The following is a 12,310-nucleotide window of genomic DNA, read 5'->3' as shown; positions in this document are numbered from 1 at the left end:
GCTCGGGGGAGCAGGATGGAAGGGGGCCTTCCGGGCCTCGCCGCGGGCCGGGGGCCGCCCGCCGATGGCGGCGAACCGGGGCCGCGTTCATGGGCCGCAGCCCGAGGCCGCACGCCCATCCGTACGTACGACGACCGAGCACGTGGAGCACCGTGAAACGCCTGCAGTGGCCGAGCTGGATGCCGATCGACCCCTACATCGTGCTGTTGCTGGGCACGGTGGGGCTGGCCGCGCTGTTCCCGGCGCGCGGCACGGGCGCGGACGTCGCCTCCGGTGCGTCCACGGCGGCGATCGCGTTCCTGTTCTTCCTGTACGGCGCCCGGCTGTCCACCCGTGAGGCGCTGGACGGCCTCAAGCACTGGCGGCTGCACGGCACCGTCCTGGTCTGCACCTTCGTGATCTTCCCGCTGCTGGGCCTGGCCGCCCGCGGGCTGGTCCCGGTCTTCCTCACCCAGCCGCTCTACCAGGGCCTGCTGTTCCTCACCCTGGTGCCCTCCACCATCCAGTCCTCCATCGCCTTCACCTCCATCGCCCGCGGCAACGTGCCCGCCGCGATCTGCGCCGGCTCCTTCTCCTCCCTGGTCGGCATCGTCGTCACACCGCTGCTGGCAGCGGGTCTGCTGGGCAGCGGCGCGGGCGGCTTCTCCGCCGACTCCGTGGTGCAGATCGTGCTGCAGCTGCTGGTGCCGTTCCTCGCCGGGCAGGTGCTGCGCCGCTGGATCGGCGGCTTCGTCACCCGGCACAAGAAGGTGCTCGGCCTGGTCGACCGCGGTTCGATCCTGCTCGTCGTGTACACCGCGTTCAGCGAGGGCATGGTCCGCGGCATCTGGCACCAGGTCAGCCCCGTCCGGCTCGGCGGGCTGCTCGTCGTGGAGGCCGTGCTGCTCGCGGTGATGTTGCTGCTGACCTGGTACGGCGCCAAGGCGATGGGGTTCGGCCGCGCGGACCGGATCGCGATCCAGTTCGCCGGGTCGAAGAAGTCGCTGGCGTCCGGGCTGCCCATGGCGAGCGTGCTGTTCGGCCCGCAGGCCTCGCTGGCCGTGCTGCCGCTGATGCTCTTCCACCAGATGCAGCTGATGGTGTGCGCGGTGATCGCCAAGCGCCGCTCCCACGACCCCGAGGCGAACGGCGACGACTCAGCCGCTCACCCGGTCCAGGGGCAGCGACAGGACCGTGTCCTGCGCTGAGCCCGGCACCGCCGGATGCCTCAGCTCCCCGTCGCTCAGCGCGCGGTCCCAGACGCGCACCTCGTCGAGCGCTCCGGTGAAGAAGGCCCTGCCGTCCATGCGCTGCCCGAGGTGCACTCCGAAGGGCGAGGTCCGGCTGACCGAGCCCGGGGGAGCCGCGACGGAGGACTCCACTCCGTCGACGGACAGCGACAGGCGGCCTGCGCCCCGGCGCAGCACGGCGCGGTGCCACCGGCCGTCGTTGTACGCGCTCCTGGTGCGCACGGACGCCGTCCGCGGTGCCGCGCCCCGGTCCCGCACGGTGATCAGGCCCACGACACGGTTCCGCGCCGGCTGGCCGCCCACCCACACCTGCGGCTGTGACGCGCCGACCCCGCCCATCCACACGAGCGGCTGCTCCCCGGCCGTCGCCGTGTAACGGAAGTACAGCGACACGGTGAAGTCCCCGGTGCCCAGCGGCAGCCGGGCACGGTAGGGCAGGCGTACGGCGTCGTCGGTGCCGTCGAACGCCAGGGCGCCCCCGCGCACGCCGGCCGTCCCGCGGGGGTGGCCGAGGACCGCGGCGGGCCGGCCGTACGGGGCCAGGTCGGGGGTGACCGGGTCCGGGGCGCGGCGCGGGGCGAGCCGGCCCTCGGTGAAGCGGGCGAAGCGGATCTCCTCGCGGGCGTCGGCCGTCCCGCCCTCGTACAGCAGGCCGACGGTGTCGGGGGCGACCTCGGCCAGGTCGGAGTAGCCGGACCACTCCCGGGTGACGACCGTGCCGCGGTCGGCGCTCTCCCAGGTACGGCCGCCGTCGTAGGAGGAGCGGATCAGCAGGGTGTGCCTGCGGTCCGGGTCGCCGGGGCAGGCCAGCAGGAGACGGCCGCCCAGCCGCAGCACGGCTCCCTGGACCTGCGGCGCGTACAGATCCGGCAGGGCGCGGAAAGGGGCGGCGAAGCGGTCGCCGCCGTCGCGGCTGACGGCCTGGGTGCGATGGCCGAGGTCGGTGCCCTCCTGTTCCCGGCCGGTGACCAGCAGGGCACCGTCGGCGCGCTCGGCCGGGCTCAGCTCCGACGGTTTCTGCCGGAAGGTGCCGTCGGCGGAGACGGGCCAGGTGTCGGTGGCGCCCAGACGCCAGTGGGCGCCGTGGTCGTCGCTGACGATCAGCGCGGCCTGGTTGGCGGTGATCCGGCCGCCCGTCCAGCTCTCCGCGTTGACGCCGACGACGAGCCGGCCGGCGTGCGGGCCACGGCTGAGCTGGATGCCGTGCCCGGGACCGGTGGCGTACCAGGAGTTCCACTGCGGCGGCCGGACGGCGGAGCCGAGGGCGCGCGGCACCGACCACGTCCGGCCGTCGTCGTCGCTGTACTGCAGGTGCGGGGTGCGCTCGCAGGGGGCGGCGCAGCCGCGGGCGTCGGCCCGGCCGGTGTTGTAGGTCTCGGCGAGCAGGATGCGGCCGGTGGTGCGGTCCACGACGGGGGCCGGGTTGCCGTGCGTGTCGCCGCCGCCGTCGTTGACGACCGTCACGGGCCCCCAGGTGCGGCCGTCGTCGGTGGAGCGCCGGACGACGATGTCGATGTCGCCGGCGTCCCCGCAGGTGCGCGCCCGGGCCTCGGCGAAGGCGAGCAGGGTCCCGGCGTTCGTCCGCACGAGCGCCGGGATGCGGAAGCAGGCGTAGGGGGAGTCGCCGGCCGCCCGGAAGAGGACCTGCTGGGTGAACTCCGGCCGGTGCCGGCCCTGCGCGGGCGAGGGCGTGGCCAAGAGCGGAACGGCCGCCGTGCAGACGGCGGCCGTAAGGAGGCTGAGACGGGTACGACGATGTGGGGTCATGGCGGGGGTTCGTCTCCCGGACGGGCCGAGCGGATCATGGGATCAGAACGACTTTGCCCAGATTCGCCCGGTTCTCTATCACCTCGTGGGCCTTTCCCGCGTCGGCCAGTGCGAACTCGCCGTGCACGGCGGGCCTCAGGGAGCCCTCGCTGAACAGCCGCCACAGCTCTGCGCGCCACTGCTCGTACAGCGCCGGCCGGCCGCGGGCGATGCGGGCCATCTGGAACCCGATGACCGACTTGGCGGCCACCAGCAGGTCGTACGCCTGAAGGGTCCCGCCGCCCGAGCTGTACGCCACGAGCCGGCCGCCGGGGGCCAGAGCGGCGAGGGCCGGGGTGAGCAGCTCGCCGCCGACGGCGTCCAGCGCGTAGTCGGCCGGCTCGCCCCAGCTGTCGTCGCCGTACCCGACGACCTCGTCGGCGCCGAGCGCGCGCACGAAGCCGGCCTTGGCCGGGTCGGAGACGGCGCCGGTCACCCGGGCCGCGCCGCGTATCCGGGCCAGCTGGACGGCGAGATGGCCGACACCGCTCGCGGCGGCCGTGATCAGCGCCGTCTCGCCCGGCTCGGGACGCGCCGCGTCCAGGGCGCCGTAGGCGACGAGGCCGCTGCGCACCAGGGCGACGGCGTCGACGGCCGAGGCCGTGTCCGGGATCGGTGAGGTCATGGCGCCCTGCAGCAGCGCGAAGTCGGCGTAACCGTGGCCGAAGCACAGCCCGGTCACTCGGTCGCCCGGCGCCCAGCGGGTCACGCCCTCGCCGACGGCCGCGACCTCGCCGGCGATCTCGCCGCCGAGTGCGATGGGCTCCGCGGCCTCGGTGACCTTGCGGACGACGGGGAGCGTGACACCGACCGCCTCGCAGCGCACGAGCAGCTCGCCGGGGGCGGGCGCGGGGACGGGGGCCTCCTCCAGGAACAGGGGGCCGCCGGGGCGGTCGTATCGGATGCGGCGCATGGCGACCTCCGGGAAATCGTTGGGTATACCCATGGATTCGTTGGGAGCCCCAACGATAGAGAGATGTCGTGGGGAAGTCCAATGACTTCTGGATAGGCTGCTCGCATGGCCGAAGCACCGTTGCCCGCGATCCGCTCCCTGCCCAGCTGGCTGCTCGGGCGCGCCGCCGCGCGGGGGCGCGCCCTGGTCGCCGAGGCGCTCGCCGAACAGGGCATGAAGATGTGGCACCACGTGGTGCTCTCCGCCGTCCGTGACCTCGCCCCGGTCGCGCAGGCCGACCTCGGCCGCGGCGTGGGCCTCGACCCCAAGGACCTGGTCGGTGTCCTCAACGACCTCCAGTCCGCGTCCCTGGTCCTGCGTGAACCCGACCCGAAGGACCGCCGCAAGAACGCCGTGCGGCTCACGGAACAGGGCGAGCGGATGCTCCAGCGGTGCGAGGAGATGGCCCGCGCGGCCAACGCGGAACTGCTGGCGCCGCTGTCTGGGGAGGAACGGGAGCGGTTCCTGGAGATGCTGGTCCGCGTCAGCGGGACGCGGGAAACAAACTGAGACGGGGTCCCGCGGCGCAGGGGGCGCTCCCCGCCTGCGGGACCCCGTCGTCGTGTCGCGGGGAAGGGGTCAGCCCTGGTCGGCCGTGGCCTCCAGGGCTATGCGGTCCTCGCCCGCGTACACGTTCATGGAGGCACCCCGCAGGAAGCCCACCAGGGTCAGGCCGGTCTCGGCCGCCAGGTCCACGGCCAGCGACGACGGCGCCGACACGGCCGCCAGCACGGGGACGCCGGCCATCACGGCCTTCTGCGCCAGCTCGAAGGAGGCGCGCCCGGACACCAGCAGGATCGTGCGGGACAGGGGCAGGTCCCCGTTCCGCAGGGCACGCCCGACCAGCTTGTCCACCGCGTTGTGCCGGCCCACGTCCTCACGGACGTCCAGCAGCTCGCCGTCCTCCGTGAACAGGGCCGCCGCGTGCAGCCCGCCGGTCCGGTCGAACACCTGCTGGGCCGCGCGCAGCCGGTCGGGCAGGCTCGCCAGCAGTCCCGGCGTCACGCGCACCGGGGGCGTGTCGGCGATGGGCCAGCGGGCCGTGGTGCGCACGGCGTCCAGGCTCGCCTTGCCGCACAGGCCGCAGGAGGACGTCGTATAGACGTTGCGCTCCAGCGTGATGTCGGGGGCGACCACGTGCGGGGCCGTCCGGACGTCGACGACGTTGTACGTGTTCGAGCCGTCCGCCGTGGCGCCCGCGCAGTACACGATGTTGAGCAGGTCGGACGCCTCCGCCAGCACGCCCTCGCTGACCAGGAAGCCGGCGGCCAGGGCGAAGTCGTCGCCGGGGGTGCGCATGGTGATGGCGAGAGGCTTGCCGTCGAGGCGGATCTCCAGGGGTTCCTCCGCGACGAGCGTGTCCGGGCGTGCGGAGACCGCTCCGTCCCGTACGCGGATCACCTTGCGTCGTTCCGTCACTCGTCCCATGTCCCCATCCGTCCCGGTCAGTCCCGGTTCTGTACGTGCTGGTAGCCGAACCGCCCCTTGATACAGAGGTTGCCGTGGGTCACCGGGTTGTCGTGTGGCGAGGTGACCTTGACGATCGCATTGTCCTGTACGTGCAGCGTGAGGTTGCAGCCCACTCCGCAGTACGCGCACACCGTCGACGTCTCGGTCTGCCGCGTCTCGTCCCAGGTGCCGGCGGCGCGCATGTCCAACTCCGACTTGAACGACAGCGCCTCCGTCGGGCACACCTCGATGCAGTTGCCGCAGTACACGCACGCCGAGTCGGGCAGCGGCGCGTCGTGTTCGACGGCGATCCGCGCGTCGAAGCCGCGGCCCGCGACGGAGATCGCGAAGGTGTTCTGCCACTGCTCGCCGCAGGCGTCGACGCACTTGTAGCACAGGATGCACTTGCCGTAGTCGCGGACGTACAGCTCGTTGTCGACCTTCGGCTCCTCGTTCAGACGGGCCGCGTCCGGGCCGCAGCGGTCGGGCTCGGCGCCGTACTGCGCGATCCACTCCGCCGCCCCGGGCGTGGTCGACAGGTCCGCCGAGGAGGCGAGCAGTTCCAGGACGACCTTGCGGCTGTGCCGCGCACGTTCGGTGTCCGTGTGCACCTCCATGCCGGGCTCCGCCGCACGTGAGCGGGCCGGCGCCAGGGTGCGCGACCCCTCCACCTCCACCACGTACACCCGGCAGGCGTTCTTCGGGGTGAGCGTGTCTCCGTGGCACAGGGTCGGCACGTCCTTGCCGGCGGCGCGGCAGGCGTCGAGGACCGTCGCGCCCTCCGGCACCCGCGGCATCCTGTCGACGAAATATTGTCTACAGTATGGAAGTGGCGGTGGGTGAGGGCTCTCGCAGGCGCTGTCCGGCCGGGTCCGCGCCTCTGACGGAAGCCGACAACACCCGCGCCCGATTCCTGTCGCTTCGCCTGCCCTCGTACCCGTGAGTCACTGATCAGACTGAGGGGTCCGCTGTCCAGGCAACGAGGGGGACCCTCCAGATGAACGGCTCACGGATCGCCGCCGTCGGCCACTACCAGCCCGCCAAGGTGCTCACCAACGAGGACCTCGCCGGACTGGTCGACACCAGCGACGAGTGGATCAGGAGCCGGGTCGGCATCCGCACGCGGCACATCGCCGGGCCCGACGAGCCCGTCGACGAGCTCGCCGCGCACGCCGCCGCCAAGGCGCTCGCGGCGGCCGGTCTCACGCCCGGTGACATCGACCTCGTCCTGGTCGCCACCTCCACCGCCATCGACCGCTCCCCGAACACCGCGGCCCGCGTGGCCGCCCGGCTGGGCATTCCGCGACCGGCCGCGATGGACGTCAACGTGGTGTGTGCCGGGTTCACCCACGCGCTGGCCACCGCCGACCACACCCTGCGCGCCGGCGCTGCCCGGCGGGCCCTCGTCATCGGCGCCGACAAGATGTCCGACGTGGCCGACTGGAGCGACCGCAGCACCTGCGTCCTGGTCGGTGACGGGGCGGGCGCCGCGGTGGTCGAGGCGTGTGCCGACGGGGAGGAGCCCGGCATCGGGCCCGTGCTGTGGGGGTCGGTGCCCGAGATGGGGCACGCCGTGCGCATCGAGGGCCAGCCGGCCCGGTTCGCGCAGGAGGGGCAGTCCGTCTACCGGTGGGCGACGACCCAGCTGCCGCCGCTGGCCCGGCAGGCCTGCGAACGCGCCGGCATCTCCCCGCAGGACCTCGCGGCCGTCGTGCTCCATCAGGCCAACCTGCGCATCATCGAACCGCTCGCCGAGCGCATCGGCGCCGCGCACGCCGTCGTCGCCCGCGATGTGACCGACTCCGGCAACACCTCCGCGGCGAGCATCCCGCTGGCCCTGTCGAAGCTGGTCGAGCAGGGCCGGGTCACGACCGGCGACCCGGTGCTGCTGTTCGGCTTCGGCGGCAACCTGTCGTACGCGGGGCAGGTCGTGCGCTGCCCCTGAGCCCGCCGGTGCACCCCTGAGGGGACGGTGCCGCACGCCGCGGCGGCGCTTGTACGCCGTAGACTGTAGACGAAAGACAATCGGTACTGATGGTCTGCTGCGCGTGCCGTCCCACCGAGTCCCGAGGGGGAGCGATGTTGTCGACCGGACTGCCGCAGGGCGCGGTGCCCCGACTGGAGCGGCCCGGCCCGCTGCGCGAGCGCGTCTACGAGGCCCTGCTCGAACTCATCACCACGCGTGCCCTGCAGCCCGGTCAGCACCTCGTGGAGAGTGAACTCGCCGGGCATCTCGGGGTCTCCCGGCAGCCGGTGCGCGAGGCGCTGCAGCGGCTCAACACCGAGGGCTGGGTCGATCTGCGGCCCGCCCAGGGCGCGTTCGTGCACGAGCCGACGGAGGAGGAGGCCGACCAGCTGCTCACCGTCCGCACGCTCCTGGAGGCCGAGGCCGCCCGGCTCGCCGCCGCGGCCGCCGACAGTGACGGCGTCGTCCGCCTCGAAGAGCTGTGCGCGCAGGGCGAGGAGGCCGTCGCCGCGGACGACGTCGACACCGCCGTCGCGCTCAACGCCCGCTTCCACGCCACGGTCATGGAACTGGCCGGCAACACGGTCCTCGCCGACCTCGCGGCCCAGGTGGACCGCCGGGTGCGCTGGTACTACACGCCGGTGGCGCGGCAGCGCGGGCAGCAGCCCTGGATCGAGCACCGGGCGCTGATCGCCGCCATCGCCGAGGGCGACGAGAGCCGCGCCACCCGGTTGATGCGCGAACACACCGAGCACACCCGGCGCTCGCACCACGACCGCCCGGCGTCCTGACTCCCCTGCGGGCAGCGCGGCCGGCGCGTTCGGCAGCAGTCCCCGCAGGTGATCGATGTGCCCGCCCGTCGTAAGAGGCCGAAGGGGTAGGGAAGTTCGGGCTCCGGTCTTTGTCCTGTGAGTGGAGAAAGTCTGCGCGAATCCCTGCGCGACTTCTTCCCACATTCAACGGTCGCTGCTACGTTCCCCTCGAAAGCCCAACGACGGTGGCCGATTTGAGGCGGGGAGGGGCACGTGAGGCGCATGACCGCACGACCCGCGAACACGCATCAGGCTCAGCTGCTGAAGCTGCTGCGCGACGGGGGACCCAACTCCCGCGCTCAGCTGGGCGATCAGATCGACCTCTCGCGGTCCAAGCTCGCCGTGGAGGTCGACCGGCTGCTGCAGACGGGCCTGGTCGTGGCCGACGGACTCGCCGCCTCCCGCGGCGGGCGCCGCTCGCACAACGTCCGGCTCAATCCGCAGCTGCGCTTCCTCGGCGTCGACATCGGCGCGACCTCGATCGACGTCGCCGTCACCAACGCCGAGCTGGAGGTCCTGGGTCACCTCAACCAGCCCATGGACGTCCGTGAGGGACCCGTCGCGGTCTTCGAGCATGTGCTGTCCATGGCCGCGAAGTTGCGCGACTCCGGGCTCGCGGAGGGGTACGACGGCGCCGGCATCGGCGTCCCGGGCCCGGTCCGCTTCCCGGAGGGTGTCCCGGTCGCCCCGCCGATCATGCCGGGCTGGGACGGCTTCCCCGTGCGGGAGGCGCTCAGCCAGGAACTGGGCTGCCCCGTCATGGTCGACAACGACGTGAACCTGATGGCGATGGGGGAGATGCACGCGGGCGTCGCACGCTCCGTGGGCGACTTCCTCTGCGTCAAGATCGGCACCGGCATCGGCTGCGGCATCGTGGTGGGCGGCGGCGTCCACCGCGGGGTGACGGGCAGCGCGGGCGACATCGGCCACATCCAGGCCGTGCCCGACGGCCGTCCGTGCGCCTGCGGCAACCGCGGCTGCCTGGAGGCCCACTTCAGTGGAGCCGCCCTGGCCCGCGACGCCACCGAGGCCGGCCGCCAGGGGCTGTCGCCGGAACTGGCGTCACGGCTGGAGACGGGCGGCACGCTCTCCGCCGTCGACGTCGCCGCCGCCGCGTCCGCCGGTGACGCCACTTCCCTCGACCTCATCCGGGAGGGCGGCACCCGCACCGGCCAGGTCATCGCCGGCCTGGTCAGCTTCTTCAACCCGGGCCTGGTCGTGATCGGCGGCGGGGTGACCGGACTCGGCCACACCCTGCTCGCCGCGATCCGCACCCAGGTCTACCGCCAGTCGCTGCCGCTGGCGACCGGCAACCTGCCCATCGTCCTGGGGGAGCTGGGACCCGTCGCCGGAGTCATCGGCGCGGCCCGGCTGATCAGCGACCACCTGTTCTCACCCGCGTAAGTCACCGACCTCGGTTCGCCTCACCAGTACGGGGACCAGCTCAGCCCTGCCCTGCCCTGCCCTGCTCACGCTCCGCCGCACCCTGGTCACAACCGGCCCCCGTCCTGCTCCGCCCTGCCCTGAACCGGCCCGCACGCCCGCCGAGGGGAATCCGCATGGCACCACAACCACCGCTGCTCAGCATGTCCGGCATCACCAAGTCCTTCCCCGGCGTCCGGGCCCTGGACGGCGTCGACCTCGACGTCCAGGCCGGCGAAGTGCACTGCCTGCTCGGCCAGAACGGCGCCGGCAAGTCCACCCTCATCAAGGTCCTCGCCGGAGCCCACCAGCCCGACACCGGCACCATTCGCTGGGGCGGCGAGCCGGTCACCCTGCGCTCCCCGATCGCCGCCATGCGCCTGGGCATCGCCACCATCTACCAGGAACTCGACCTGGTGGAACACCTGTCCGTGGCCGAGAACGTCCACCTCGGCCACGAACCCACGGCCGCCGGATTCGTCGTACGGCGCAAGGCGGCGAAGGAGTCGACCGCCGCGCTGCTCGGGCGACTCGGGCACCCCGAGATCGAACCGGGCTGCCTCGTGGGCGAGTTGTCCGCGGCGCAGCAGCAGATCGTGTCCATGGCGCGGGCGCTCTCCCACGACGTACGGCTGATCGTGATGGACGAGCCGTCCGCCGCGCTCGACCCCGACGAGGTGGACAACCTCTTCCGGATCGTCGCCGACCTCACCGCCGAGGGGGTCGCCGTCGTCTACATCTCGCACCGCCTGGAGGAGATCCGCCGCATCGGCGACCGCGTCACGGTGCTGAAGGACGGGCGGGCAGTCGCGGGGGGACTGCCCGCCAAGACGACCCCGACCCGCGACGTGGTCGCGTTGATGACCGGCCGGAACGTGGAGTACGTCTTCCCCGAGCGGCCGGCCGAGCCGCCCGCGGGCACGCCGGTGCTCCAGGTGCGCGCACTCGCCCGGGAGGGCGAGTTCGCGCCGCTCGACCTCGACGTGCACGCCGGGGAGATCGTCGGCCTCGCCGGGCTCGTCGGCTCGGGACGCTCGGAGATCCTGGAGACGATCTACGGCGCCCGCAGGCCGACGGCCGGTCAGGTGCTCGTGGACGGCCGTCCGCTCAGGCCCGGCAGCGTCCGCGCCGCCGTCCGCGCCGGTCTCGGGCTCGCGCCCGAGGAGCGCAAGGCGCAGGCGCTGCTGATGCTGGAGTCCGTCACCCGCAACGTCTCCGTCTCCTCGCTGTCCCGTTTCTCCCGCGGCGGCTGGATCGACCGCGGGGCCGAGAGCGGCGCCGCCCGCGCCGCCGTCCGAGAGCTGTCGCTGCGGCCCGACAACCCGTCCGTGCCGGTGCGCACCCTGTCCGGCGGCAACCAGCAAAAGGCCGTCCTGGCCCGCTGGCTGCTGCGCGGCTGCCGGGTCCTGCTGCTCGACGAGCCCACCCGCGGCGTCGACGTCGGAGCCCGCGCCGAACTGTACGCGGTGGTCCGCCGCTTGGCGGACGAGGGCCTCGCGGTGCTCCTCGTCTCCAGCGAGGTGCCCGAGGTGCTCGGCCTCGCCGACCGCGTCCTGGTCCTGCGCGAGGGCCGGGTGGTGCACACCGCACCCGCCCGGCAGCTCGACGAACACCGCGTCCTCGACCTCGTCATGGAAGGAAGCCCGGCGTCATGACGCAGCACGTCTCCCCGCCGCGGGACGGCACCTCGAAGGTGCCGCCGGTCCATCTCCCCGCCTGGCGCACCCTGCTGGCCCGCGCCGACGTCCGCACCCTCTCCCTGCTCGGCGTGCTCGCCGTGCTCGTGGTCATCGGCGGTGTCACCAAGCCCGACGAGTTCCTCGACACCCGCAATCTGCAACTCGTCCTCACCCAGGCGTCGGTGATCGGTGTCGTCACCGTCGGCATGACGTTCGTCATCACCTCCGGCGGCATCGATCTCTCCGTCGGCGCGATCGTCGCCCTCGCCTCGGTGTGGGCGACCACCCTCGCCACCCAGGAGTTCGGCTTCGCGGGCATCCTGTTCACCGCGATGGTCGTCGGCCTCGGCTGCGGCCTGGTCAACGGCCTGCTCATCGCGTACGGCGGGATGGTCCCGTTCATCGCCACCCTCGCCATGCTGGCCTCGGCGCGCGGTCTCGCCCTGCAGATCACCGACGGCAAGACACAGATCGTCACCATCGACGGCGTGCTGAGCCTCGGCGAACGCGACGCGTATGTCCTCGGCATCCCGCCGCTGGTGCTGGTCTTCGCACTCGTGACGGTTCTCGGCTGGCTGCTGCTGAACCGGACCACCTTCGGCCGGCGCACCGTCGCCGTCGGCGGCAACGCCGAGGCCGCCCGGCTCGCCGGCATCGACGTCCGCCGCCAGCGGCTGTATCTGTACCTGCTGTCGGGACTGTGCTGCGGCATCGCCGCGTTCCTGCTCATCGTCCTGTCCGGCTCCGGCCAGAACACCAACGGCAACCTCTACGAACTCGACGCCATCGCCGCCGCCATCATCGGCGGAACCCTGCTCAGCGGGGGCCGCGGCACCATCACCGGGTCCGTGCTCGGCGTCCTGGTCTTCACCACGATCACCAACATCTTCGCCCTGAACAACCTGCAGAGCGACGTCCAGCAGATCGCCAAGGGCGCGATCATCGTGGCCGCCGTGCTGGTCCAGCGCCGTACCGCAAGCACGACCTGAGGAAAG

General features: G+C 72.8%; 11 protein-coding genes. 7 read left to right on the top strand and 4 right to left on the bottom strand.

From position 1 onward, the window contains the following. The first annotated feature begins 152 nt into the window (after window positions 1-152). Window positions 153-1,187: a bile acid:sodium symporter family protein gene (locus AB0J12_RS00505; protein ID WP_363261883.1), complete on the top strand. Its 1,035-nt coding sequence runs from the start codon at window positions 153-155 to the stop codon at window positions 1,185-1,187. On the opposite strand, the gene AB0J12_RS00500 is transcribed toward AB0J12_RS00505, so the two are convergent. Continuing rightward, entirely contained in the window at window positions 1,137-2,996 is a 1,860-nt protein-coding gene (locus AB0J12_RS00500; protein ID WP_363261881.1) for a sialidase family protein, read from the bottom strand. The genes AB0J12_RS00505 and AB0J12_RS00500 overlap by 51 nt on opposite strands. A 34-nt stretch (window positions 2,997-3,030) precedes the next feature. Next, window positions 3,031-3,948 (bottom strand): zinc-binding dehydrogenase, encoded by a 918-nt coding sequence (locus AB0J12_RS00495; protein WP_363261880.1) that lies wholly within the window; start codon window positions 3,946-3,948, stop codon window positions 3,031-3,033. Window positions 3,949-4,053: 105 nt separating this feature from the next. Between AB0J12_RS00495 and AB0J12_RS00490 the strand changes: the two genes are divergently transcribed. Continuing rightward, the gene (locus AB0J12_RS00490; RefSeq protein ID WP_363261879.1) at window positions 4,054-4,497 is read left to right on the top strand and encodes a MarR family winged helix-turn-helix transcriptional regulator; all 444 of its coding nucleotides are present in this window, start codon (window positions 4,054-4,056) and stop codon (window positions 4,495-4,497) included. A 69-nt stretch (window positions 4,498-4,566) separates the two neighbouring features. On the opposite strand, the gene fdhD is transcribed toward AB0J12_RS00490, so the two are convergent. Further along, window positions 4,567-5,415, bottom strand: a complete 849-nt coding sequence (gene fdhD, locus AB0J12_RS00485; RefSeq protein WP_363261878.1) for a formate dehydrogenase accessory sulfurtransferase FdhD — start codon at window positions 5,413-5,415, stop codon at window positions 4,567-4,569. Window positions 5,416-5,432: 17 nt separating this feature from the next. Continuing rightward, the gene (locus tag AB0J12_RS00480) at window positions 5,433-6,233 is read right to left on the bottom strand and encodes a 2Fe-2S iron-sulfur cluster-binding protein (protein WP_363261877.1); all 801 of its coding nucleotides are present in this window, start codon (window positions 6,231-6,233) and stop codon (window positions 5,433-5,435) included. Between the two features lie 200 nt (window positions 6,234-6,433). Here AB0J12_RS00480 and AB0J12_RS00475 point away from each other — a divergent pair, with 200 nt between their 5' ends. From AB0J12_RS00475 to AB0J12_RS00455, 5 genes are all read left to right on the top strand, one after another. After that, window positions 6,434-7,381, top strand: a complete 948-nt coding sequence (locus AB0J12_RS00475) for a beta-ketoacyl-ACP synthase III (protein WP_363261876.1) — start codon at window positions 6,434-6,436, stop codon at window positions 7,379-7,381. Between the two features lie 134 nt (window positions 7,382-7,515). After that, on the top strand, window positions 7,516-8,193 hold the full coding sequence (locus AB0J12_RS00470; RefSeq protein WP_363261875.1) for a GntR family transcriptional regulator: 678 nt from the start codon (window positions 7,516-7,518) through the stop codon (window positions 8,191-8,193). Between the two features lie 243 nt (window positions 8,194-8,436). Continuing rightward, entirely contained in the window at window positions 8,437-9,618 is a 1,182-nt protein-coding gene (locus AB0J12_RS00465; protein ID WP_363261874.1) for an ROK family transcriptional regulator, read from the top strand. Between the two features lie 155 nt (window positions 9,619-9,773). Then, on the top strand, window positions 9,774-11,291 hold the full coding sequence (locus tag AB0J12_RS00460) for a sugar ABC transporter ATP-binding protein (protein WP_363261873.1): 1,518 nt from the start codon (window positions 9,774-9,776) through the stop codon (window positions 11,289-11,291). Beyond that, window positions 11,288-12,304, top strand: a complete 1,017-nt coding sequence (locus AB0J12_RS00455; protein ID WP_363261872.1) for an ABC transporter permease — start codon at window positions 11,288-11,290, stop codon at window positions 12,302-12,304. The genes AB0J12_RS00460 and AB0J12_RS00455 overlap by 4 nt, the downstream gene beginning before the upstream one ends. The last annotated feature ends 6 nt before the right edge of the window (window positions 12,305-12,310 follow it).

Origin of the sequence: Streptomyces sp. NPDC049915 (assembly GCF_040656475.1) — a bacterium.
Lineage (GTDB): Bacteria > Actinomycetota > Actinomycetes > Streptomycetales > Streptomycetaceae > Streptomyces.
Note: the sequence above shows the minus strand (reverse complement) of the source record. Positions and strands in the feature narration are given on the sequence as shown.

What these genes read in the sequence shown, in the direction of transcription:
- AB0J12_RS00455 (WP_363261872.1), top strand. Translation starts at nt 11,288, where the DNA reads ATGACGCAGCACGTCTCCCCGCCGCGGGACGGCACCTCGAAGGTGCCG.
- AB0J12_RS00460 (WP_363261873.1), top strand. Translation starts at nt 9,774, where the DNA reads ATGGCACCACAACCACCGCTGCTCAGCATGTCCGGCATCACCAAGTCC.
- AB0J12_RS00495 (WP_363261880.1), bottom strand. Translation starts at nt 3,948, where the DNA reads ATGCGCCGCATCCGATACGACCGCCCCGGCGGCCCCCTGTTCCTGGAG.
- AB0J12_RS00500 (WP_363261881.1), bottom strand. Translation starts at nt 2,996, where the DNA reads ATGACCCCACATCGTCGTACCCGTCTCAGCCTCCTTACGGCCGCCGTC.
- AB0J12_RS00480 (WP_363261877.1), bottom strand. Translation starts at nt 6,233, where the DNA reads ATGCCGCGGGTGCCGGAGGGCGCGACGGTCCTCGACGCCTGCCGCGCC.
- AB0J12_RS00470 (WP_363261875.1), top strand. Translation starts at nt 7,516, where the DNA reads ATGTTGTCGACCGGACTGCCGCAGGGCGCGGTGCCCCGACTGGAGCGG.
- fdhD (WP_363261878.1), bottom strand. Translation starts at nt 5,415, where the DNA reads ATGGGACGAGTGACGGAACGACGCAAGGTGATCCGCGTACGGGACGGA.
- AB0J12_RS00490 (WP_363261879.1), top strand. Translation starts at nt 4,054, where the DNA reads ATGGCCGAAGCACCGTTGCCCGCGATCCGCTCCCTGCCCAGCTGGCTG.
- AB0J12_RS00465 (WP_363261874.1), top strand. Translation starts at nt 8,437, where the DNA reads ATGACCGCACGACCCGCGAACACGCATCAGGCTCAGCTGCTGAAGCTG.
- AB0J12_RS00475 (WP_363261876.1), top strand. Translation starts at nt 6,434, where the DNA reads ATGAACGGCTCACGGATCGCCGCCGTCGGCCACTACCAGCCCGCCAAG.